At 52.7% G+C, this 21,744-nt stretch carries 25 protein-coding genes and 2 tRNA genes; 4 read left to right on the top strand and 23 right to left on the bottom strand.

What is annotated here, in order from left to right; translation table 11 throughout:
- Positions 1 to 340: 340 nt before the first annotated feature.
- Positions 341 to 1,063 (top strand): hypothetical protein, encoded by a 723-nt coding sequence (locus ACGHAD_RS07760; protein ID WP_382415910.1) that lies wholly within the window; start codon positions 341 to 343, stop codon positions 1,061 to 1,063.
- Between the two features lie 15 nt (positions 1,064 to 1,078).
- On the opposite strand, the gene ACGHAD_RS07755 is transcribed toward ACGHAD_RS07760, so the two are convergent.
- The 10 genes from ACGHAD_RS07755 to ACGHAD_RS07710 form a co-directional block, all read right to left on the bottom strand.
- A complete protein-coding gene (locus ACGHAD_RS07755) occupies positions 1,079 to 1,360 on the bottom strand; it encodes a hypothetical protein (protein WP_382415912.1) in 282 nt (93 codons plus the stop codon).
- Entirely contained in the window at positions 1,350 to 1,631 is a 282-nt protein-coding gene (locus ACGHAD_RS07750; protein WP_382415914.1) for a hypothetical protein, read from the bottom strand. The genes ACGHAD_RS07755 and ACGHAD_RS07750 overlap by 11 nt, the downstream gene beginning before the upstream one ends.
- Positions 1,628 to 1,813: a hypothetical protein gene (locus ACGHAD_RS07745; RefSeq protein ID WP_382415916.1), complete on the bottom strand. Its 186-nt coding sequence runs from the start codon at positions 1,811 to 1,813 to the stop codon at positions 1,628 to 1,630. Before ACGHAD_RS07745 ends, ACGHAD_RS07750 begins: the two co-directional genes overlap by 4 nt.
- Positions 1,810 to 2,148 (bottom strand): hypothetical protein, encoded by a 339-nt coding sequence (locus ACGHAD_RS07740; RefSeq protein WP_382415918.1) that lies wholly within the window; start codon positions 2,146 to 2,148, stop codon positions 1,810 to 1,812. Before ACGHAD_RS07740 ends, ACGHAD_RS07745 begins: the two co-directional genes overlap by 4 nt.
- Positions 2,145 to 2,447, bottom strand: a complete 303-nt coding sequence (locus ACGHAD_RS07735; RefSeq protein ID WP_382415920.1) for a hypothetical protein — start codon at positions 2,445 to 2,447, stop codon at positions 2,145 to 2,147. Before ACGHAD_RS07735 ends, ACGHAD_RS07740 begins: the two co-directional genes overlap by 4 nt.
- A gap of 9 nt (positions 2,448 to 2,456) precedes the next feature.
- Positions 2,457 to 2,795 carry a hypothetical protein gene (locus ACGHAD_RS07730; RefSeq protein ID WP_382415922.1) on the bottom strand — a complete coding sequence of 113 codons (339 nt, stop codon included), beginning with the start codon at positions 2,793 to 2,795 and terminating at the stop codon, positions 2,457 to 2,459.
- Between the two features lies 1 nt (position 2,796).
- On the bottom strand, positions 2,797 to 3,783 hold the full coding sequence (locus ACGHAD_RS07725; protein WP_382415924.1) for a hypothetical protein: 987 nt from the start codon (positions 3,781 to 3,783) through the stop codon (positions 2,797 to 2,799).
- A 26-nt stretch (positions 3,784 to 3,809) separates the two neighbouring features.
- On the bottom strand, positions 3,810 to 4,205 hold the full coding sequence (locus ACGHAD_RS07720) for a hypothetical protein (RefSeq protein ID WP_382415926.1): 396 nt from the start codon (positions 4,203 to 4,205) through the stop codon (positions 3,810 to 3,812).
- Between the two features lie 466 nt (positions 4,206 to 4,671).
- Positions 4,672 to 7,392: a toprim domain-containing protein gene (locus tag ACGHAD_RS07715; protein WP_382415928.1), complete on the bottom strand. Its 2,721-nt coding sequence runs from the start codon at positions 7,390 to 7,392 to the stop codon at positions 4,672 to 4,674.
- Between the two features lie 33 nt (positions 7,393 to 7,425).
- Positions 7,426 to 7,818 carry a hypothetical protein gene (locus ACGHAD_RS07710; protein ID WP_382415929.1) on the bottom strand — a complete coding sequence of 131 codons (393 nt, stop codon included), beginning with the start codon at positions 7,816 to 7,818 and terminating at the stop codon, positions 7,426 to 7,428.
- A gap of 261 nt (positions 7,819 to 8,079) precedes the next feature.
- Here ACGHAD_RS07710 and ACGHAD_RS07705 point away from each other — a divergent pair, with 261 nt between their 5' ends.
- Positions 8,080 to 8,394 carry a hypothetical protein gene (locus tag ACGHAD_RS07705; RefSeq protein ID WP_382415931.1) on the top strand — a complete coding sequence of 105 codons (315 nt, stop codon included), beginning with the start codon at positions 8,080 to 8,082 and terminating at the stop codon, positions 8,392 to 8,394.
- Positions 8,395 to 9,420 carry a tyrosine-type recombinase/integrase gene (locus tag ACGHAD_RS07700; protein WP_382415933.1) on the top strand — a complete coding sequence of 342 codons (1,026 nt, stop codon included), beginning with the start codon at positions 8,395 to 8,397 and terminating at the stop codon, positions 9,418 to 9,420.
- Between the two features lie 100 nt (positions 9,421 to 9,520).
- Here the strand turns inward: ACGHAD_RS07700 and ACGHAD_RS07695 are convergent.
- The 13 genes from ACGHAD_RS07695 to ACGHAD_RS07635 all read right to left on the bottom strand — a co-directional run bounded on the left by ACGHAD_RS07695 (position 9,521) and on the right by ACGHAD_RS07635 (position 21,040).
- Positions 9,521 to 9,609 (bottom strand) — tRNA-Leu (locus ACGHAD_RS07695).
- 238 nt (positions 9,610 to 9,847) lie between these two features.
- Positions 9,848 to 9,921, bottom strand: a tRNA-Cys gene (locus ACGHAD_RS07690).
- A gap of 111 nt (positions 9,922 to 10,032) precedes the next feature.
- Positions 10,033 to 10,590, bottom strand: a complete 558-nt coding sequence (gene pgsA, locus ACGHAD_RS07685; protein WP_339615454.1) for a CDP-diacylglycerol--glycerol-3-phosphate 3-phosphatidyltransferase — start codon at positions 10,588 to 10,590, stop codon at positions 10,033 to 10,035.
- 159 nt (positions 10,591 to 10,749) lie between these two features.
- Positions 10,750 to 12,594, bottom strand: coding sequence for an excinuclease ABC subunit UvrC (uvrC, locus tag ACGHAD_RS07680; protein ID WP_382415935.1), 1,845 nt, complete (start codon positions 12,592 to 12,594; stop codon positions 10,750 to 10,752).
- 60 nt (positions 12,595 to 12,654) lie between these two features.
- Positions 12,655 to 13,305 carry a response regulator gene (locus tag ACGHAD_RS07675; protein WP_339615456.1) on the bottom strand — a complete coding sequence of 217 codons (651 nt, stop codon included), beginning with the start codon at positions 13,303 to 13,305 and terminating at the stop codon, positions 12,655 to 12,657.
- A gap of 145 nt (positions 13,306 to 13,450) precedes the next feature.
- Positions 13,451 to 14,065, bottom strand: coding sequence for an alpha-ketoglutarate-dependent dioxygenase AlkB family protein (locus tag ACGHAD_RS07670; protein ID WP_382415938.1), 615 nt, complete (start codon positions 14,063 to 14,065; stop codon positions 13,451 to 13,453).
- A 25-nt stretch (positions 14,066 to 14,090) separates the two neighbouring features.
- Positions 14,091 to 15,152, bottom strand: coding sequence for a UDP-N-acetylmuramate dehydrogenase (gene murB / locus ACGHAD_RS07665; protein ID WP_382415940.1), 1,062 nt, complete (start codon positions 15,150 to 15,152; stop codon positions 14,091 to 14,093).
- 2 nt (positions 15,153 to 15,154) lie between these two features.
- Complete coding sequence (locus ACGHAD_RS07660; RefSeq protein ID WP_382415942.1) at positions 15,155 to 15,640, bottom strand: low molecular weight protein-tyrosine-phosphatase; 486 nt, start codon at positions 15,638 to 15,640, stop codon at positions 15,155 to 15,157.
- Positions 15,640 to 16,407, bottom strand: coding sequence for a 3-deoxy-manno-octulosonate cytidylyltransferase (gene kdsB, locus ACGHAD_RS07655; RefSeq protein WP_339615460.1), 768 nt, complete (start codon positions 16,405 to 16,407; stop codon positions 15,640 to 15,642). Before kdsB ends, ACGHAD_RS07660 begins: the two co-directional genes overlap by 1 nt.
- Before the next feature lie 7 nt (positions 16,408 to 16,414).
- Positions 16,415 to 17,434: a tetraacyldisaccharide 4'-kinase gene (gene lpxK / locus ACGHAD_RS07650; RefSeq protein ID WP_382415944.1), complete on the bottom strand. Its 1,020-nt coding sequence runs from the start codon at positions 17,432 to 17,434 to the stop codon at positions 16,415 to 16,417.
- A 1-nt stretch (position 17,435) separates the two neighbouring features.
- Positions 17,436 to 17,858: an ExbD/TolR family protein gene (locus tag ACGHAD_RS07645; protein ID WP_382415946.1), complete on the bottom strand. Its 423-nt coding sequence runs from the start codon at positions 17,856 to 17,858 to the stop codon at positions 17,436 to 17,438.
- A 13-nt stretch (positions 17,859 to 17,871) separates the two neighbouring features.
- Positions 17,872 to 18,501, bottom strand: coding sequence for a MotA/TolQ/ExbB proton channel family protein (locus ACGHAD_RS07640; RefSeq protein ID WP_339615463.1), 630 nt, complete (start codon positions 18,499 to 18,501; stop codon positions 17,872 to 17,874).
- A 154-nt stretch (positions 18,502 to 18,655) separates the two neighbouring features.
- On the bottom strand, positions 18,656 to 21,040 hold the full coding sequence (locus ACGHAD_RS07635; RefSeq protein WP_382415949.1) for a DNA internalization-related competence protein ComEC/Rec2: 2,385 nt from the start codon (positions 21,038 to 21,040) through the stop codon (positions 18,656 to 18,658).
- A gap of 163 nt (positions 21,041 to 21,203) precedes the next feature.
- Here ACGHAD_RS07635 and ACGHAD_RS07630 point away from each other — a divergent pair, with 163 nt between their 5' ends.
- Positions 21,204 to 21,731 (top strand): DUF2062 domain-containing protein, encoded by a 528-nt coding sequence (locus tag ACGHAD_RS07630; protein ID WP_382415951.1) that lies wholly within the window; start codon positions 21,204 to 21,206, stop codon positions 21,729 to 21,731.
- Positions 21,732 to 21,744: the final 13 nt, after the last annotated feature.

Below are 21,744 nucleotides of genomic sequence, written 5' to 3'. Positions count from 1 at the left end.
CCCAGCCTGCCATTACAAGCGCAGAAAAGGCGCGTAGGCAAACCGGAGGCACAAAAAAACCGCTCGGGGCGGTGTGTGCCCATGTAGGTATCCGGGGGATCAATCCCGGCGCTGGATTTTGCCAGCGCGTGATAACCATAGCGTGGCCCTTGGGGAGCGTCAAGTGGTAAATGGTGGCAACTGACGCTTACCGAGGGCAATCGGCTTGCGTTAGGGTAATTATTACACCCTGAAACTGAATGATGTATGAATGGATTGGCGCGTAGCTCTAGCGCTTGACCGTGATGTCGGCTCGGGCTAGGTTATCGCTCCAAATACGAACGAAAAGCAGGGATGATCTATGCCACCCACTGAAAATACTACACCGCCCCCACCAAGAAACGGCAAATACGTCCTAATCGGGGTCATCTTCTTTATCGTGCTTATTCTGATCATCCTTGGAGCCGTGTGGGTGGCAATTTCGTATTACCAGACCACCTTTAACGGGGAGCCGTCAACTGATCCTAAATACTGGTCTGCATTCGGCTCCTATATCGGCGGCATATTCTCGCCGCTCATCGCCTTTTGTACCATCCCGATATTGGGTATCACGGTGTTTCTTCAGTGGCAAATTATTGTTACGCAGCAGCGTGAGTTTTTAGCCTTGCATCGAATACAGGAAAAGCAATTAAAACAAGCAGAAAGCGATTCTGAATTCCAGCGAATAAACTCTTATAAGCAGACCATTTTGACCGTTATAAACCAACAATTAGACTCCTATAAAGTACAAAAAAGGGATTTATCTGAAAGCCTCCACGCATCAAAAGTAAAAACCACCGCTGGGTTCGTTGGCACAATTGATTCCTCGGAAGGGGCCGTATATATATCCGAAAAAGACCTCCAAAAACGTTTCGATAAAATGATCACTCAACTCCGAGAGCGTATACATTCACACACCAACCTATCTGCCGAAATCGCCGTAAAACAGTTCTCTACAATGCAAGAATTTATTGACCACTATAGAGACAGGATAGAACTGATAATGCAGACGCAAAATACAATTGATATCCCCCCTATTCATTGACACCCTAGCGCGTCATCACCCCCTAATAATTAATAAGGGGTGAATAATATAGTCCTGCTCGATGGCATCGGCCCAGCGCATCAACTGCTCAGCAGCCTGGCTCAATCTTAAACGATGCGTTTTATCACCTTGTAAAGCTAACATTGATTTGGTGCAGGAATCTTTCCATAGTTCATTGGCCTGACTCTTGAGGTGCCTTACCAAATTCTCTGCATCTACCGCACCGAGGGCGCAAGGGGCGCGCACGGTCATGGCCGGAGCGCTGATTGGTTGTCGTGGTTGTACGTTACCCGGCATCTTGCATACCCCCGCTATCCAGCGAATCGCCGCAAAACGGGCAAAAACTCATAAACACTTGGTGGGTAAAGCTACTGCTAGAACCTTCCGCAAACGTGCAATCCAGCTTTACCGGCAAGCCAATTAATAAATCACTCGCATTGCTTTTTTGCAGTGTGTTAAAAGCGTTTACCCAACTTGCCGACACTGAGGCCGGCGCGGGGTTTACCAGGTATTGTGTTGCGCGTTGCTTGGCTTCTTTTAAAACAGTGGATAAACAGTTACAGCTCATTGGGAAAACCTCTTAGTTACGGTAGTGTCTTTATTTTTTGCCAGATCAACGCCGATAAATACCGGCCCTTTTTTGGAGGGCGCTTGGCGCTGTTCGTCGATTAGTTTTTGGCGGCGCTCGATGCCGGCGGTTAGCTGGCGCACCTCGGCTTGCAGTTGGTTAATGGATTTTGGTTGTCTCATGGCGTTACCCCTTGATTGAATCGCTCGCACTGCCACTCGCCTTGTTGGTTTAGCTGGGCTGGCATGTGGCAACCGGTAGAGTCTTGAAAGTCACGTTTTTTACAGCGGCCGCACAGCTCGTAGACGATAAATGTGTGGGTGCCCTGCTCTGCCATATGCGGCTCGGTTTTGTTGACTACAAAGAACGCGGCACTGTTGTGTAGCGAGGGGCGTAACCCCTCTATTAATGTTTGGGCGGCGTTCATGGCGCTATCGGCGGTGGTCACGGTTATGCCGTTGCACTCGGCCCAAAACTGTTTGCCTTTTTCAGTCACGGTGATGTGGTGAGTATTCAAAACGGCACCCGCTTTAGGTGTTGCCAGTCTTGGCACAGTTGCTCGAAGCGCTGTTCGCCGTTTTCGATTAGGTGGTGCGGCTCGTTGCCGTAAATAACGCGCCAATCTAAAACGTTTTTGGCGCACTGGTAGGCGGCTTCATCCAGCAAACACAGCTCGCCTACATCGACGCGGTATTGGTAAATGTTGTAAGCGGCTAGCAATACGCTGGCGGCGGCTTGGCTGGCACCGGTGCCGCTGTTGGCGATTTGTAGCAGGCGGGCTACTGAATCGCGCAATGGGTTTTTAAGTGTGTCCATGGTGCCCCCTTAGTGCAGTGCGGTTGATTGGTTGTTAACGGCTACTAGGCGTGGTTTACAAAATGAGTAAAACCAAGCGCGCTGCAAACTGCCGTGGTCTTCGGCCATGGCACAGAGGCGCCCTGCCGCCTCTAGTACCAAGCCTACTTTTCTGGCTTTTTCGGCGTTTAGGTTGTAATTTCCGTTAACCGTTACGCTCAGCTTTTGTGTGCCTTTATCGGTAAATTCAACGACGCTGATCATGGGATGAAACAAAGCGCCTTCATCACAAATGATCGGGTCAATGTCTACACGGTTGCCGTGCTTGCTGGCGATAAAATCGGTTTTAAATTTATTGCTTAACGTCATGTTATTGTCCCTCGGTCAAAATGTAGGCTCGGCCTTTACGCTCTAAAATTCCGTCTTGTACTAGCCGCTCGAATACGGGCGATACACGCTTGTGCCCGCCTTTAATAACCCGGTCGTTAATGATGTTGCGCAGTACTGGGGTTGCGCCGTGGTCGCCGTTTTTTATGGCTTGGTAAAGATGGCGCTGATCGATTGTTAACTCGGCAAGCGTTGGCGTTTTTGGGGCGGCGGCCCACATCTCTATTTGCTCTTCTTTTTTGCGGCGTTTTTTGTCGGCGCGTGAACGCTGGGTGGTGTTAATTTCTGATTGCGGTGGTGGTTGTGGTGCCCGGCGTTGGCTTAGAGCGAGTATGGATAAGACGCAACCGAGGTGCAGTGCTATGGCCGCGCCTGTAGCGCCGCTTAACTGAATGGAATTTTTAGTGGTGCCTAGACTTAGGTTTTGTAGGAACGTGGATTGTGTGCCACTGGGGCGCGCTTGGGAGAGGTTTTTAACCTCGGCAATGGCTACGCTGCGCTGTGCCATTAATCCGGCAAGCTTTTCTTGTTGCTCGATGGCGCGGGCGCGGTAGCCGGCCTCTATATCGCGGCGCATGGCATCGTTTAACAGGCCGATGGCGTTGTTTATATTGTTAACGGTGTTTACCGCTTGCTGGTGTGCGTAGCTGTTAACGGTTTGGCCGTGTTGTTTTGTTATGGCGCTGTCTTGAATCAGGTTTTTAGTGGCGCTTACGCTAAAAAATAACGCAATGCTGGCGGTGGCAAAAAAGACGATGGCAAGCACCGGCCGTTGGCTGCGCCAGTTGTCTACGGCGATTGGGTAAAAGGTTATTTTGCAGATGCTAAGCGCTAACGCCGATGCACCGGCCAACAGTTGCACCAAGGGCACGGCCGATAGTGTGGCCCACTGGTAACTGGGCAGTGCCAGGCAAAGTACGGTTAGCAGCGCGGCGGCTAACCAGGTGCTTTTGTAAATGGTGTTGGTCATGGTTTGTGCTCCCACACAGGTGTTGGTTATTTAGCCCGCTTGGTGTTGGCGGGTTTGGTGTTGGCGGCTAGGTGGGCCATGGCTCGCTCTAGCTGGTAGCAGGTGTTGGTGCTACTACGGTGGTTTTCGCCAGCGGTAAGCGCGGCATAGGCGTTGCGCAAGGCGGAGTAAACTTTTTGAACGTCTGACTCAAAGAGGTAGCACCGGCCCCATGTGGGCACGGGCACTTGCCGGCGCGGTGGTTGGTCGGGTGCGGGTTCATCAATACAACCGGCGGCGGCTTGGCGACGCATCAAAATGGACATGGCGGGGTCGGCTTTGGCTTGCTCCCAGCTCATTACTTGGTTAATGGCGGGCATGTGGTTGTAGACCTGGCGAATGTCGGATTCGGTGACCTCGGCATAGGGCTTTTGCTCTGGCATGGCGTTTACCTCACGGCGGGTATATGGGGGGGGTGTCGCAAAGTCCGAACTTTCCGCACCGGGGCTTTTTGGGGTGTTTAAAAAAGATAAAAAACCTTTAAAAACAGACAGATAGCGATCACCCATTCGGTTCGGTGAAAAACGCACCTGACCGAACCCGAGTGCACTAAAATAGCTAACCCCCTGATTTATAAGCCTTTCTTTAAAAATAAAAGTTCGTTTTATTTTTTTATACTTACCGAACTGGGTTCGGTGTTGGTTCGGGCTTGGTGCGGTTTTAGCACTTAGCTGTAGGCCACGTGGTTGCTGGGCTGTGAGCATTTTTATATTTTTGGTTCGGTCGGTTCGGACTTTGCGACGCCCCCCGTCGAATTTGAAAAAGTCGCCCAAAAGGGCCGTAATGATCAAAAAACATCCAGACATATACGGTTCGGTAATTGAAGCTTTAGGCATGGGATCGCCTCCTTTAGGCTGTGTGATTGGTGGCATTGGGAAGCTCGAAAACGGCACACCACCGGGTTTCACCCTCTTTAATGGCGCTTTTAACGTTTTTGTTGCCGATGAATTTGGCGCGAGTGCTAGCCGGTAAAATTTTGCGTAGTTCTTTTAGGTCGATGCGTTCTGAATTGCTATCCACCATTGCCTGGTGAAACTCCTGCAGGTTGATAGCAATTTGACCGTCTCGTTTTGAGTGGTTAAGCGGGTATCGCGGCTCGGACAGGCCGCTCTGTGTGCTTTTCATTTGGCTGGTTAGGTTGCTGTAAATTTCCCAAAACGCTTGAATAGTTGGGTGATCGGCCTCTATACGGTGCTGGCGAATGACAGCTCTGCGCGCTAAAAGATTTACGGTGCTCTCAATGGCTTGTGGTTGCAGCTTGGGGAACACCAGCGGGAGGCTTTGTACTAACGACGCTACAAGCGCATGGCTGTCGATTATCCGGCCATGCTTTACTTTTTCGAGTTGTCCGAACTGCTCTAGATTGGCTCGATAGCCTTCAAGAATACGGGGCAGTAATTGCGACTCTTTACGCAGCACATGCGGTAAAAAGCCACACACCTCTTCCAGATCGGCTTGGCGAAACCATTCCGCGATGGGCTTGTTTGCGCGGCTTTGGTGAGCTGTAGTGGCGTGACAGTGAACGATTCGCGTGAGAGTGGCTTCGTCGCCGTCGATCTCGGCGTTTTGCGATATAACGATGGTGCCCCGAAACGGCGGCTCGATGATATCGTTGCCGCGATTGAATGCACCGGTGGCGCGAACACCCCGGCCGTTAAATAAATCTTTGAGCTCGGAATAATCAAAGGCCCCTCTTTTGGCGTCGCGACCGTCTTTACTGTCGCCTTCCATGAGCGATACGGGCATGTTGGCCACTTGGGTGAACATCCGTGAGCGCGCGGCAAAGGTTGATTTACTCGGGTTCATACCCTCGTGATCTTTACGGCCAAGTAACCGCCAACAAAACTCTAATACTAGGGATTTACCCGCGCCGGCTTGGCCGGTAAATTCCAGAAAGGGGAAAAAACCCAACTCTTTACGCACTTGCTCGGCAAACAAGCTGCCCATAAAAAAAGCGAGAACAACAAGGCCGTTTTCCACAAAGGCGGTGTAGTAATTGTTTATCCAATCGCCGTTAAAGCTATGGCTGTGTTTAATTGGGATACTGGTTAGCGTGGTTTTTACTCGCGTTTTACCTTTGGTGATATAACCGTAGCGGCCCATGGGTAAGAACTGGCCTTTGGAGTAACCAAAATCAGGAAACACGTAAATATCGCTGTCTTTGTCGTAGCCGATAAATGGCACACAGTCGACGATCATCACGCCTTTATCAAACCACTGATCGCGAATGATTTTTAGCTGGTTGGCGCTGCCGTCGAACGTTGCCCCGGGGGCTTGGTTTAGCAGAGCTTTGTTAAAGCTGCCGGGGCTTTCTAGTGCAGAGCCGGTAAACACAATCTGCATGGGCCGGCTTACGGGAAATTTAACGTTAAAGTGGTAGCCGACTTCGCCCGATGATTTATCGACTTGCGAATAGACAAACTCGGGGTGGCAGTTGCTGATAGAGCTATGGGTGACATAGCGCACGAACATTTCTCGCCCGGCCTTGGTGGCCACGGCGTCTTTAAAGTCTTTTTGGTAGAGGTCGTCACCGTCGTTAGCGTCGGCTACGGCTTCGTTAATTTGGTCGCTAAACTCTGAGTCTATATTTACCGAGTACAGGCGGCACTTGTACTCCATGATGCGGTAATTAAAGGTGTGGCGTAGGAACAACCAGTAGGCACGTTCAGCAATAGATTCAGCACCGAACACGCGGCCACGGTGTAGGCAGTCGTCATAGAACGATTCGTTTAATTTTCCGTTTTTGTAAACGTCATCCCAGTCAACGCCTTGTGGGCACTGGGTAATCTCGCATGTTTCATCCATCCGGCGAAGTTCATCACGGTACTTAATAGCCGCGTCGTTACCAGCGCCTTTAAAGTCGTTGTCGTAGCCGAGGTGCCAGGTTATCCCCCTGCCCTTGTGTTCTTCAATAATTTGTCTGGGTAGGTTGTTACAGCTAAAGGCCGCGATTACTTTTTTACCGGTTAGGCTTAACGCAATCGCGTGAAAAATCCCTTCAACAATATAAACGTCGTCGCCTTCTTGCAGGGTTTGCTCGGGTGGCTGCCAGCCCTTGCCTAAAAACTCGATGCCGTAGCTAAAGTGGGCTTTTTTCTTTTTGCCTACCTTTAAAAACTCGCGGATATCAGAGGCATTAATTAGGCGCTCCCAGTAGTGGTTGCCCCATAACTGAAACCGCACGGTCGGCGCGTGGTTGGTGCTGTTGGGTAGTGGCCGGCTGCCCTGGTTAAACCAGCCATTAATTTTTATTAACGGAAAGCCGCGGCTGTTGCTCATGTACGCGTCAGCACTAGCGTTGGGGTTTTCGGGTGTGGCTGGGTATTTTTTGGCTATGTCTTCAAACAGGTAGCCGTACCGACTAAACACGGTTTCATCGAAGCCACAGCTAACGTGGCTGCATTTAATGCGGTACGGATTGGCCTTGCTGATAAACAACGATTTACGGTTGCAGACGTTGCACCGGCCGTACTGGAAATACTTGGTATTGCTCTTGAACTGAAATTCGGCGTCGTTTTCCAGCGCGGCGAGTACGTCTTGATGTAGTGCATGGTCTAGTGGTTGTTGCATGAGTCCCCCAAAGTCAAAAAAGCGTGTGTGTTGTTATGCGCTAATTGAATTGGGTGGGTTGAGGCCAGCGGCAATAAGGCAGCGGTTGTACAGCTCTGCAACGTCGACTAGGCGAAGCTTGCCCATGGGCCTTACGGGCAAATTTCCCTCTGATAACTGGCTAATGACTTGCTCGGTGGTTAGGCCGCACCAGCTCGCAAATTGGGCGGCGGTGGCCGTTGGGCAATACAAGGTGTGCTCGTTAACGTTGACCAGGGCGGCAACGTTAATCATTTTGTGGCGCCCTACCTCAAACGTTGGCAGGTTATTAATGTTGGCCTGTGAGCGTATTTGGGTAACTCGCAAGCCGGAGCGCTCAGAGAAGTGTTTGCGGGTCATTACGGGGCTAGGCAGCGTGGTGTTGGTGGTAGTCGTGGCGGTTTTCATGGTGTTTATCCTTCCGTTTGATCATTAATTAAGGGCAATTAGCCCTTAGCGACGAAAGGATAATAATTACAACACGCAGTGTAAGTCAACGATTTTTACAAACATAAGTGTAATAATTGCCCCTTGCATGTGTTATTTGGCGACTTTTTTACACTCTCAGGGTCAATTATCGGCCTGTTCAGGTTCTGTTAATGTCTACCTGTGTGATAATAGTTAGCTCTTATGGGGCGCAATTAGCGCAAAGCAAAAAAAGGTGTGACGATGGAATTTAAAGCCGGAGAGCGCTTAAGAATGGTGCGTGAGCTTATGGGGTTAACGCGAGAGGAGTTTGCCGATGATATGGGGTTGAACGCGGTACGCCTTAAAAATGTGGAATATTTTAAGGTGCGTATGTCGGAGCTGGAATACGATGCGGTAACCGAGGCGTTTCCAGAGCTATCGTGCTTTGTGACGCACGAGGGAATTATCAGTGCTGAAAGATTACGCAGCAGCAGCAACCCGCGCTTACGGCTCATCATATCGCGACTTGAGGCAAACGATATAGACGATAACAGGGCAAAGGATTGGATAAAATAAATGTCGCTTAAACAACAAAAAAACGGCAAATGGCTGCTAGATTTTTGGCCGGCTGGTCGTGGGGGGCCGCATGTTCGAAAGGTGTTTCGCACAAAGCGCGAGGCCGAACATTTTGAAGTGCAGGAAAAGGCAAAAGCGCAATCTGCCGGTAGCTATGTCAAGCCCAAACGGGATACGCGCAAATTAAGTGATCTAGCCCAGGAGTGGTACGACGAACACGGGTATTTATTAACGTCTGGCAAAAAACGATTGGTGGAGCTTAACGCGGTGATTAGAAGTTTAAATGATCCGCTGGCCGTAGCGTTCACATCAAACGATTTTAAGCAGTACATGCGCGAGCGCTTAGAAACTAGGCGCACGGAGGGTTTCAAGCCAGAGAACGATATAAATCATAAATTGGCTTATGCAAAAGCCATGTTTAATGTGCTGATAAAGTCCGGCTCTTGGGGCCTCGCCAACCCGCTAGAGAACGTTTCTAAACTAACGATGCAAGAGAGGGAATTAACGTTTTTAACCATCAAACAAATGAATCAACTGCTTTCAGAGTTGGGCACAGCTAGAAATACGGATGTGCTGGCCGTGGCAAAAATTTGTTTATCGGTTGGGGCTCGCTGGGGCGAAGCGGAAAGTTTGACCCGCAAAGATATTCACCACGGAAAAGTCCACTTTAATAAAACAAAAAACGGGCGTAATCGGAGTATTCCGATATCGGATGATTTGGAGCGAGAGATCGTTACAGACAGGCCCGCACACGGTCGCCTATTTGGCCCTTGCAAGGATGCGCTCAACAACGGGCTAGAGCGCGCCGGCATAGAGCTGCCACGGGGCCAGAAAAGCCACGTACTGCGTCACACGTTCGCCAGCCACTTTATGATGGCCGGCGGCAACCTGTTAACCCTAAACAAGATTCTGGGGCACCAGACAATCCAAATGACGATGCGATACGCGCACTTAGCGCCGGAACACTTAACAGAAGCCAAATCACTAAACCCGCTGGTAGTAAGCAGGAAAAGAATTGCAGCATAAGCGTATACGGTTTGTGTACGGATTTGAAAAAACGAGGATATATGCGCCACCACTAAAAATCTGAAAAATGGCGTAAGCTGTTGAAATAGAAAAAGAAAAATGGTGCCCGGAGCCGGAATTGAACCGGCACGATCATTTAAGATCGGCAGATTTTAAGTCTGCTGTGTCTACCAATTCCACCACCCGGGCATGTCGGGAGATATTTTTTATAGTAGAGATTGGTCCCTACTTCTAGCCATGTAAGCGCTGGGCGCTGACCCCAATTCCCCGGCAACTGCTCCTGCGTTGCTCTAACTCCTGCATCCATGCAGTCGACCACCCGGGCATATCGGGAGATATTTTTTATAGTAGAGATTGCTCCCTACTTCTTGCTACACCAAAGCTTGGCTTTGGCTCCACCCCATCAACACAACTGCTCGATGGAAAATGGAGGCGCGACCCGGAGTCGAACCGGGCTAGCTGGATTTGCAATCCAGAGCATAACCGCTTTGCTATCGCGCCGTTTTGAGGCCGGCATTCTAGCGTAAAAAACCAAAAAAACCTACTCTATTTCCACTTTTTGGAAACTTTTAATTCTGTAAACGATTGATCTGTAAACAGTTAGCGCGGTTTTTACTCGCCGTCGGTGCCGGTCCCGGCCATTAAGAAGGGCCAGGCGGCTTTTAAGTACAGAATCATCGACCATAAGGTTAAGGCCGCGGCTGCGACCACGGCGATATAACCGAGCCACAATAACGCGGGGATATTGGCGAGCAACACGATGATCGCCACCATCTGCAAGGTGGTTTTGATTTTACCTATGTAGGATACCGCGACACTGGCGCGCTGGCCCAGCTCGGCCATCCACTCGCGCAGGGCCGATATCACGATCTCACGGCCGACAATCACGCAGGCGCAAACGGCAAACCAGGCGACGGGGTGCAGAGTAACCAGCAGCACGAGGGCGATAACCACCATCAGTTTGTCAGCCACGGGGTCTAAAAAAGCGCCCAGCTTGGTACTTTGATTGTATTTACGTGCCACATAGCCATCGGCCCAGTCGGTAATGGCGGCAACGCTAAAAATAATCGCGGCCGCGATATGAGCCCACTTATACGGCAGAAAAAACACCACAACGAATAAGGGAATAAGCCCAATACGAATAAGTGTGAGTTGATTGGCTAATGTCATAGGTGACTTCTTTTACAGCGTTTCGCGTCTAGCGGTAGGAGCGGCCGATTGGTGCCCCGTATAAGGTCATGATAATACACTACCCTTGCGGCCGCTGTAAGCGATCAGCGCGCTTTTGTGGCGAATAGACCTAGAGAGACCTATACACCTGCCGCGGCCTTAATCGGGGTGAAAATAGCCGTAAATGTCTTCGGCCAGCTTGCGGCTTAGGCCGTTCACCCGCGCTAAATCATCCACGCTGGCGCGCTGAATGTCTTGCAGACCACCAAAATGGCGTAAAAGCTCACGGCGGCGGGTTGCCCCCACGCCAGGGATTCCCTCCAGCGACGACGTTTTGCGCTTTTTATCCCGACGATTTTTGTGGCCTGTGATGGCAAACCGGTGCGCCTCATCGCGGATGTGCTGAATTACATGCAGTGCGGGCGAGTCGCTACCCAGCACAATCTCTTTGCCGGTGCCGCTGTGATACAGGGTCTCAAAGCCGGCCTTGCGGGTTGTCCCCTTGGCCACACCGATCAGCAGTACGTTATTGACGCCTAACTCGGCCATTACTTTTTCGGCCACACCCAGCTGCCCCTTGCCGCCATCAATAAACAAAATATCCGGCAGCTTGCCCTCACCTTTTTGCAATCGAGTATAGCGCCGAGTTAAGGCCTGCGACATGGCCGCATAGTCATCGCCGCCGGTAATGCCATCGATGTTAAAACGGCGATAATCGGACTTCGCCGGGCCTTCTTTATCAAACACCACGCACGAGGCAACCGTTAGCTCACCACTGGAGTGACTGATATCAAAGCACTCCATGCGACTGGGCATTTCATCCAGCCCTAAAACATCTTGTAGCGCCAGCAAGCGGTCGGTCACCGACTTGCGGCTATTGATACGCGCGATAATATTTTGTTCGGCAGCTTGGCGCGCCATATCGACCCAACGGGCGCGATGGGTGCGCACTTTATGCGTTATGTGCACCCGCGCGCCGCGCGACTCCGCCAGGGCGTTAATCAATAGCTCGCGCTCCGGAAGTTCGCAATCGGTGACAATAGCAGCGGGAATATCGCGGCTGCCACCCAAATAAAATTGCGGTAAAAATTCACTAAGCACATCTGCCTCGCTCTCGGCCAGGCCCAACTTGGGGTAATAACTGCGGCTGCCTAGAATGCGCCCTTGGCGAATAAACAGCACATGGACGCAAGCCGTCGCACTTTTCACCGCGGCGGCAATAATATCCATATCGCCACTGCCCTCTTCGACCGACTGCTGCGACTGCACCGTACGCAAAGCACTGATTTGATCGCGTACCTCGGCGGCGCGCTCGTACTCTTGCGCCAGTGCGGCGCGCTCCATCTCATCGGCCAGCTCACTCATTAGTTGGTCACTTTTTCCCAGCAAAAACATGCGGGTATGCTGCACATCGCGGGCGTAATCGTCCGGGCTAATAAGGTCCACACAGGGGCCGGTACAGCGATCAATTTGATACTGTAAACAGGGGCGCGAGCGGTTGCGGAACACACTGTCCTCACATTGGCGCACCTTGAAGGTTTTTTGCAAAAAGCTCAGGCTGTCTTTTACCGCGCCGACGTTAGGGTAAGGCCCGTAGTAATCGCCACGCTTCTTTTTGGCGCCGCGATGCACGCTAATACGCGGATACGGCTCGCCGGAAGACATAAACACATAGGGGTAGGATTTATCGTCGCGCAATAAGATATTGTAAGGCGGCCGATTCGCTTTGATCAGGTTTTGCTCAAGAATCAAGGCCTCGGTTTCACTGCCGGTGACCGTCACCTCGACTCGGGCAATGCGCGACACTAACGCCGCGGTTTTGGGCGATAAACCACTGGCCCGAAAATAACTGGACAGTCGCGATTTAAGATTTTTTGCTTTGCCAACGTACAAAATATCGCCAGCGCTATTGAACATTTGATACACGCCGGGCGCACGGGTCTGGCTCGCCAAAAAGCGTTTAGCATCAAAGGTGTTTGCGGATTCGGGGGGAGTGTCTGCCATGCAAGCTAGTATACCGTTACCTACACGTCGAAAAAACAGCAATAAGCCGCGCTGATCGGGCTATACCACCGCTTCGGGGTCGAGCAAATTATATTTGACCGCCAACAGCGCCAGCTCGACGTCAGAGTGAATACACAGTTTGTCGAATATCCGGTAGCGGTAGGTATTCACGGTTTTGGGGCTCACCGAAAAGGTTGTCGCAATATCCTGCGCCCGTCGGCCGCCAGCAATCATCATCGCGGTTTCCAGTTCGCGCTGGCTTAGGCGCTCAAAAGGCGAACTGTCCCGGTCACCGGCCACGTTGCGCAGCGCCAACTGCTGCGCAATAACACTGCTCATATACTGCCGACCACGCACCACGGTATCAATCGCCGTGGTTATATCGCCAAAACCGGTGCCTTTGGTCACGTAGCCCACAGCACCCGCCTGCAATAACCGAGCGGGGTATAGCGTATCGTCACAGGCGGTAACCGCGATGATTTTGACCGCAGGATTGGCGGCAAGCATTTTACGGGTAGCCTCAAGCCCACCAATACCGGGCATTTTTACATCCATCAGCACGACATCGGGCTTAAGCTTGCGCGCCAGACTAATGGCCTCCTCGCCGCTTTTCGCGTCGCCGGCAACGTGATAGCCCGGCACATCATCCAACATACGGACGATACCCATACGCACCAAATCGTGATCATCTACGACTAAAATACTGGTCACTTACCCCCCTTGATGTTGCCACCAAGTATCGGCCGCAAAGCCGCTTCTTGTTTTATTATCGGGCGAAATGATCTTTGCAAAAAATCTTTCAGCTTGCCGCCATAGTAGCAGAATTATTCTTATTTGCGATAGCGCGCGCTATTACTTACTTCCAAACGCGACGAAAGGTAAGATTAATGCGCCGCCCGACTGCCCCCGAGACCTTGGGAAGCTGATGTTGCCAACAGCGCTGCAGGCGCCCAGCCATGATGAGCAAATCGCCATTTTGCAGCGTAACGCGCACCTGCCGCTGACTCTGCTTGTGACGCAACACAAAGTCTCGACCGGCACCTAAGCTGAGTGAGGCAATTGTCGGGGTGGCACCCAACTCTCGCTCGTTATCGCTGTGCCAGGCGACACTGTCGCGCCCGTCTCGGTAGCAATTGGCTAAAACGCTGTTAAAGCGAGTATCGACCATGGACTCAAGCTCATCGCGCAAATTTTGCAGCGCCGCCGTCCAAGGTTGGGGGGTAAAGTGGGCACCGGAATAGCTGTAGCGACTGCCCGCGTCGCCATACCATGCGTTAAGGCGCGGTATAGGCACAGGTTTGCCATACATCTGCAGGTGGGTTTGCTCCCACGCCAGCGACGTATCTAGCTCAGCAAACAATAACGTAGCTCGCTCGGGCGTTAACCAACCGGGGTACAAGATGGCACTGCCGTCTTCGCTGATTAGTGTCTGGGGTTGCTTACTGGCAAATAAATCCGGTTGCTGCGACATAACATTAAACTCGCGGCGTTAATACTTAGACTGAACCCATCTCAGGGTAAACACGGGGCTCTAACTCCAGCCTGACGCCATAGCGCTCTTGCACCGACTGAGTAATTTTATCGGCCAGCGCCAGCACATTGGCCCCGGCGCCTCGCCCCGGATTGGTAATAACCAGCGCCTGCTCGGCATGCACCACCACATCGCCATCGCGATAGCCGCGCCAACCGGCGCGATCAATCAGCCAACCGGCGGCCAATTTTACCGTGCCATCGGCCTGCGGGTAGGCAATGATATCGGCAAATCGTTTGCGCAACCGGGCAAACTGAGCGGCATCGACAATAGGGTTTTTAAAAAAGCTGCCGGCATTGGGGGTGTCGACGGGGTTGGGCAGTTTCTCTTGTCGCACGGCAATAACGGCGGCGGCTACTTGCTCGGGGGTAATGGGCGTCACATCAGCGATGTCACTATTTTTAGGCGCGGCTAGTTGCAAGCGCTGCCGTAAGCTTGGGTACTCGAGCACCAAGTTAGCAGCACGATCGAGCTTAAACGTCACGCTGGTGATAATGTACCTATCTTGCGCACTGTGTTTAAACACGCTATCGCGATAGGCAAAATTACAGCTCTCGGCGGTAAACGTAACAGGCAAGCCCGAGCGAATATCAATGGCCGATAACTCGGTGACCCGGTCTTTCACCTCAACACCATAAGCGCCTATATTTTGTATCGGCGCGGCGCCCACCGAGCCGGGTATTAACGAGAGGTTCTCAAGCCCGTAGCAGCCCATCACCAAGCAGTGCTGCACAAACTTGTGCCAGTTTTCACCGGCGGCCGCACGCACCCATACCGACGTCTCGTCTTCGTCCACCAACTCTATGCCGTGCAACTTTATATGCATCACAAGGCCTGGGTAATCGCCAGCCAACACGATATTGCTGCCGCCGCCAAGTGGCAATACCGGCAACTGGCGCTCGGCGGCAAAGCTCAGCGCCTCTAGTACCTCTTCACTGCTGGTGACAGCCACGTAAAACTGTGCACGGGCCGGAATCGCCAAGGTATTAAGGCGCTGCAAATCAAACTCTGGCAGAAACAGCGCCACCGCTAACCTCGAGCCAAGTGACGCTTTTGGATATCCTCCAGCAAGCCGGTGGCCGCCTGCTCCACTAAATCGAGCACATGAGCAAAGCCTTCGGCACCGCCATAGTAAGGGTCTGGCACTTCGTGCTCGGCGGTATTAGCCGCAAAATCCAAATACAAACAGCAGCGACCAGCAAAATCATTAGGCCGAAAGCTGTTGAGGTCGACCAGATTGGCATCATCCATGGCCACAATATAGTCAAACTCAGTAAAGTCGGCGCCCGTCACTTGGCGGGCACGCAAGCTGCTAATATCAATACCGCGCTCAGCGGCGGCCGCTATCGCGCGATCGTCCGGCGCCTTACCGACGTGCCAGCCAGCGGTGCCGGCCGAGTCGGTTAAAACCACATCCTCTAACCCTTGCGCTTTAAGTCGCGCTTTAAACAGGCCTTCGGCGGTGGGCGAGCGGCAAATATTACCCAAGCACACAAACAACACTTTGACAGTCATTAACTTTGCTCCTGTAGCTGCGCCCTAACCCGAGCCAAGTCGGCATCGGTATCGACACCTCCGGGAACCTTACAACAGGCCTCGGCTAAATGAATTCGCTCGCCATAGGCCATGACTCGCAGCTGCTCAAGAGACTCAGTTTGCTCGATCAGCGCCGGCGCCCACCGCACAAAACGCTTGAGCAAAGATACCCGGTAAGCGTAAATACCAATATGCCGACGCGCAGGAAAATCATCCGGCACCGCCTGCTCACTTAACACGTCGGCATTGTCGCGCGGCCACGGAATGGGCGCGCGGGAAAAATACAGCGCGAGCTGATTATGATCATAAACCGTTTTAACCGCATTCGGATCGCGAAACTCTCGGTAGCTGGCAAGTGGCTCACACAGTGTTGCCACGCAGGCGGTATCGCAGGCAGCCAAATTAGCCGCCACCTGGTTGATCACTTCAGGGGGAATCAGAGGCTCATCGCCTTGGACGTTGACAATAATATCATCGTCGCTCATGTGCTCAAGCGCCGCGACCTCTTGCAAACGATCGGTGCCCGACACGTGATCGGCGCGAGTCAAACATACATCGCCGCCAAACTGTTTAACCACTTGAGCAATACGCTGGTCGTCAGTGGCGACAATAACGCGGCTCGCGTCACTTTGGCTCGCGCGGCGATAAACGTGCTCGATCATTGGCCTACCGGCAATATCAGCCAATGGTTTGCCCGGCAAACGGGTCGAGGCATAACGGGCGGGAATAACAACTGTAAAGCTCATGATGTGTTTACTCGTAGGGCAATAACGCGTCGAGCGCGTGCTCAAACTCAGGCCAAAAGCGTTTTTCTAGTACCGCATCGACCTCTAAGGCCAACCACTCGGGCTCGGCAAAGCTCTGACACTTCACCGCATCTTTACTCGTCATCACTACCGGTAGCGTTTGACGAAACTGAAAGTTCTCGCGGGTAAAAATATGGTGATCGCGATAAATATGACACTCTGGCGTCAGCCCCAACTTGCCTAGCGTGGCAAAAAAACGATCGGGGTTACCAATACCAGCCACCGCGTGCACATGGGCGCCGGAGGCCAAATAATCCAGTGGCAGTCGCGTTAAATCTTTTACTTTAAACCAGTGTTTAGGTTGCAGGCGCATGTTGTAATAACCGCGCTCGTAGGTCACATCGGACTCTAAAGAGGTCTGATTTACCACCACAAAATCAACCTTTTTTAAACGCGAGCGAGGCTCACGCAGAGGTCCGACCGGCAAACAATGGCCATTGCCAAAGCCGCGCGCGGCGTCAACTACCGCGATTTCTAAAGCGCGCCCTAAGCGGTAATGCTGTAAGCCGTCGTCGCTTAATAAAACATCGCAACCGGCACTTTTTAAAATGCGTGCAGCCGCTACACGATCGGCATCGATGCATACTGCACAACCGGTAGCGCGCCAAATGCTTAGGGGCTCATCGCCGGCCTCTTTGGCACTGGATGATTCCGACACCACATAAGGGTACCGCGGCGCCGCCGAGCCATAGCCGCGGCTGATAACGCCGACTTTTAAGCCGCGCGCTTGCAAACGGTTTACCAAAGCAATAATCAGGGGGGTTTTACCGGTGCCGCCAACGCTAATATTACCCACCACAATTACCGGTAAGCCAACACGTTTTTGTTGCCAGCGCACAAGAATCAAACGCCGTGCAGCAGCAAAAAAACGAAACAATCCCTCAAGCGGTAACAGCGCGTAGACCCAACGCTTTTTACCATACCAAGCGGCCAACCATTTTGCCTCGCGGTCGGAGCCGTGGCTCATGTTATTGCTCTTGCTCTGGATGGCGGGTCGTTATGCTCATATTCACAAACCCAAGCTGACCGGCACTGTCCATCGCACGCACCACAGACTCATGAGGCGCCTTGGCATCGGCGGTAATAATTAACGCTTGCGAGGTGTCTCCGCCGCCCACTTCAGTTAAGGCCGAGCGCAATGTGGCGGCCTTACTGTTGACCAAGCTTTGACCGTTTACCGCGTACTCACCAGCGGCATTAATAATAATTTCGAGCGGGTCTTCGGCGTTGTTGGCCGCCTCACCCACGGCCTCTGGCAGGTCAATTTCTAAATGCGTTTCTTTGGTAAAGGTGGTAGATACCATAAAAAAGATAAGCAACAAAAACACCACATCAATCAGCGGTGTTAAATTAATGCTATCTTCTTCGCGGGGTTGACGACGAAATTGCACAGGCGGCCTCCGCTTACTTCTTCACTTTCACATCGACCCGACGATCGCTGTGCAGAGCATCAACCAACTTAATAGCCTCTTCTTCCATGGTTACCACTAAGGTATCGATTCGGCGCTGGAAAAAACGGTGAAAAATCATCGCCGGAATCGCCACACACAAACCCGCAGCGGTGGTAATAAGTGCCTGTGAAATACCGCCCGCCAAAACGCCGGCGTTACCTGTGCCCTTAATCATAATCGCGTTAAACACTTCGATCATACCGAATACAGTACCCAACAAACCCAGCAATGGCGTAATCGCGGCGATCGTTCCCAGCACACCAATAAAACGCTCCATCTCGTGGATGACTTTATTGGCCGCCTCCTGAATACTGTCTTTCATGGTTTCGCGGCCGCTGCGTGAATTGCTAAGGCCCGCCGATAAAATCTCACCGAGCGGTGAAGACTGTTTTAACTCTTTCAGTTTAGCCGCATCCAGCTGGTTATTTTTAATCCAACCCCACACTTGAGCCAACAAGTGGCGCGGTGCAATTTTAGCGGGATTGAGACTCCAGTAACGCTCAGCACTAATCGCCAGCACGGCAATCGAACAAAGAACAAGCGGCAGCATTAACCAGCCGCCGGCGGCGATAACTTCAAACACGGGTGGATTCCTCTTGTGCAGGCCTCTACTGATGCCTATTTTTTATGGTGCCTATTCTAGGATTAAAGCGGCTGTTAAAAATGCTGTACACTACCACAGATGCAGGCGTTAGGGTTAACCTGGTTAAGCGAATGTGACCTGTGCCATTTTCATTTTAATCGCGCCAGGGCCGCGGCGCTAGCTGGCGCTGGGTATGGCTGCGCAGCGCACCATCGGCATCAATGTAAAAACCTACGGCACCATCGACTGCCGTGTTAAAAATACGGCTACCCACTTTTTGATAGCGCTTAACCACTTGAGGGTGTGGGTGCCCGTGGCGGTTATTAAAACCGGCACTAAACACAACGTTATCCGGCGCGAGTGCGGTGACAAACGCCGCACTGGACGAGGTTTTACTGCCGTGATGCGGGGCCAACAAAACATCAATTTGAGACACGCCATAAGCGGCCAATGCGGCCACCACATCAGCCTCTAACGGCCGTTCGATATCACCGGTTAACAGCCAGCGCTGGTCTTGATACTCGAGCAACAACACGCAAGAGGCACTGTTACCATGACTATTGCGCTGACCGGGCAATGTTAAAAAACGAAACGTTACCTGGCGCCAGCGCCAGTGAAGAGCATCGAGCTCACTGCCCACACTAACGTCACTGGCGCGCCGGGGATGACACGAGCGCGCCCGCGGTGCATCTTCGAGCGCTAAAGCCGGCAAAGGTTCACCTAGGTAGATATTGTCGCTGGGCAGCACACTCAACAGCCCCGCGGCGCCACCTGCGTGATCGGCGTGAGCGTGCGACACCACCAAGGCGTCTAGCCGATTTGCACCACGCCCGTCTATTCCTTGCCGACGCAAAAAAGGCGCAATGATATCTGCGCCCGCATCAAAACTATCACTGTAACGGGGGCCGGCGTCGTACAACAAACTGTGCTCGTGCGTCTGAATCACTACCGCCAAGCCCTGCCCTACATCCATCACCGTCATGGCCAAGCGTGGCGCGGCGGGCCTCGGCACCCAAAGCGCCAACAATACCAGCAGCACCCCTGTGGCGCGCAACCTAAAGGCCTTAGGCAGTAGTAACAGCAGCGCGCCCAAAGCAATTAACAACAAGGCGATTAATCGCGGCTGCCAATCGACACTGATCGGCCAGCCATAATCGCCCTCAAGCCGCGCCAATAGCTGCAGCCACCACCAAAAAACATCCAGCACTCGATCTGCCAGCCACAACAAGCCACCTGCGACCGTGTCGTTAAGCCAACTACCGAGGGCGGCGGCAAACAGTAACGGCACAACCAAAAGGCTTACCAGTGGTATCGCCAGCAGATTTGCCACTGGCGAGACCAGCGATACCTGACCAAAGAAGGCACCCAAAGGCACCAGCAGCGCCAGAAACACCACCAACTGCGGTAACCACAGCGACTGCCAGCGACGTGCGGGACTAAGCAGGCCATCGTATACCAGCACCAATGACGCCACCGCGACAAATGACAACCAAAACCCAGCATCGCGCACACTTAAAGGGTCGAGAGTGCACACCAACAACGCGGCCGCCGTTAAAATCAGCCCACCTCCGCTATGACGCGCCAACACGCGCGAGACATACAACAGTAACAGCATTGCCAGCGCCCGCTGGGTGGGCAAACTAAAACCTGCCAGCGCACTGTACCCCCACGCCGTAAAAGCGGCCCCGGCAAAACCCACAAGCTGTGCTCGCCAAGGTATAAACGGCGCCAATAATTTACCCGCGGCCAGCGCCAGCAAGTAACCCAGGGTGGCCGCCAAACCAATATGCAACCCCGATATAGCAATCAAATGGCTGGTACCAGTGGCCTGTAGCAGTTGGCTCTGCGTATCGCTCAACTCGCCTCGCTCCCCCAGCAAAAGCGCCCCCAGCAAACCGTGGTTAACCGGTTCTTGCCGCGCCAACCAAGCACTTAAGGTTGCGCGCACGCCCGCCGGTACCCCCTGTGTCAGCCGCCTATTGCCGGCATCCGTCCGCACATACCCAACCGCACCCACACCCCGTCGCAGCTGCCACAGCTTGTAATCAAACCCGGCGGGATTCACAAAGCTACGAGGGCGCTTGAGGCGCACGGTAAGGGCTACCCGATCACCTGCCGCCAGGGTTTGCACCCACCCTGGCGCGCGATACCAGCTCACCTGTAGGCGCCGAGGCAAGGAAACCAACTGCCCCTTCAAGCTCCCCGTGTGAGGTGCCAGCAACATCCTCACGCGCCTTTCACTGTGCTGAACCGGCGCGTCGACAACCCCAGTCACCAGAATATCCTCACCCTCGAGTGTGGCATTGAGCTGATTGGCCACTAGCGAATGCAGACTCCAACTGCCCCAACCAAAACCCACGAGAAATAACAACACAATAGACAGAGCGTAAGAAACCCTCTTATAAGAGCGGCGTTTTACGAGCAACCAAGCGCTCAAAAACATCGCCACCGACGCGACCACTGCCGGCAAAGGCAGCAGCTGAGGTAAAAAACTGGGGAGTGTTACGCCGGCGAGCAGCGCCAAGAGTGTGCGGTACATATCATCCCTGTAGAGTGTTCGTCCTTGCTTTGTCCGGTGGTTATCTGCCAGTGTAGCAGCCTACATCGCTCGCGATTTAGCTTACGGCACGTTAAGCGTGGTTATATCGCGCTTTTGTGGGCATAATGTGCCCTTTCTTTATAGTCGTAGTGTGACCAACCAGATGGCGCGTAAGATAATCAGACGTTTTTTGCCCGACGCCACCACGGTAAAGGACAAGCCAGCCCTACAGTTTTTGGGTGATTTACTGCACGACCCCAACCTGTTTCATCTAAACCGGCACTCGGTGTCGCTGGCTTTTTTCTTTGGGATTTTTCTCGCCTTTTTGCCCCTACCCGGGCAAATGGCGCTTGCGGCTCTATGCGCGCTCTGGGTGCGTTGCAATCTGCCCATCACCATGACATTGGTGTGGATTACGAATCCGTTAACCATTTCACCCATCTTTTTTGCCACCTACCAGCTGGGCCGCTGGATTTTAGAGTCGCCTAAGGTCACCGCCCCCACCGAGCTGTCGTGGGCTTGGCTCGCCGAAGAGTTCGCTTTAGTGTGGAAGCCGCTATTGCTGGGCTCAGTACTGACAGGTTTTGTATTTGGTGGGCTGGGCTATATCACTATGCAGCTTTTTTGGCGCTGGCACGTCACACGCAGCTGGAACAAGCGCCGCAAAGAGCGCTTAAACCGGCCCCAATAACCCTCGCTTTTTT

This window comes from Gilvimarinus japonicus (genome assembly GCF_042847215.1).
In the GTDB taxonomy this organism is placed as follows: Bacteria; Pseudomonadota; Gammaproteobacteria; order Pseudomonadales; family Cellvibrionaceae; genus Gilvimarinus; species Gilvimarinus japonicus.
Note: the sequence above shows the minus strand (reverse complement) of the source record. Positions and strands in the feature narration are given on the sequence as shown.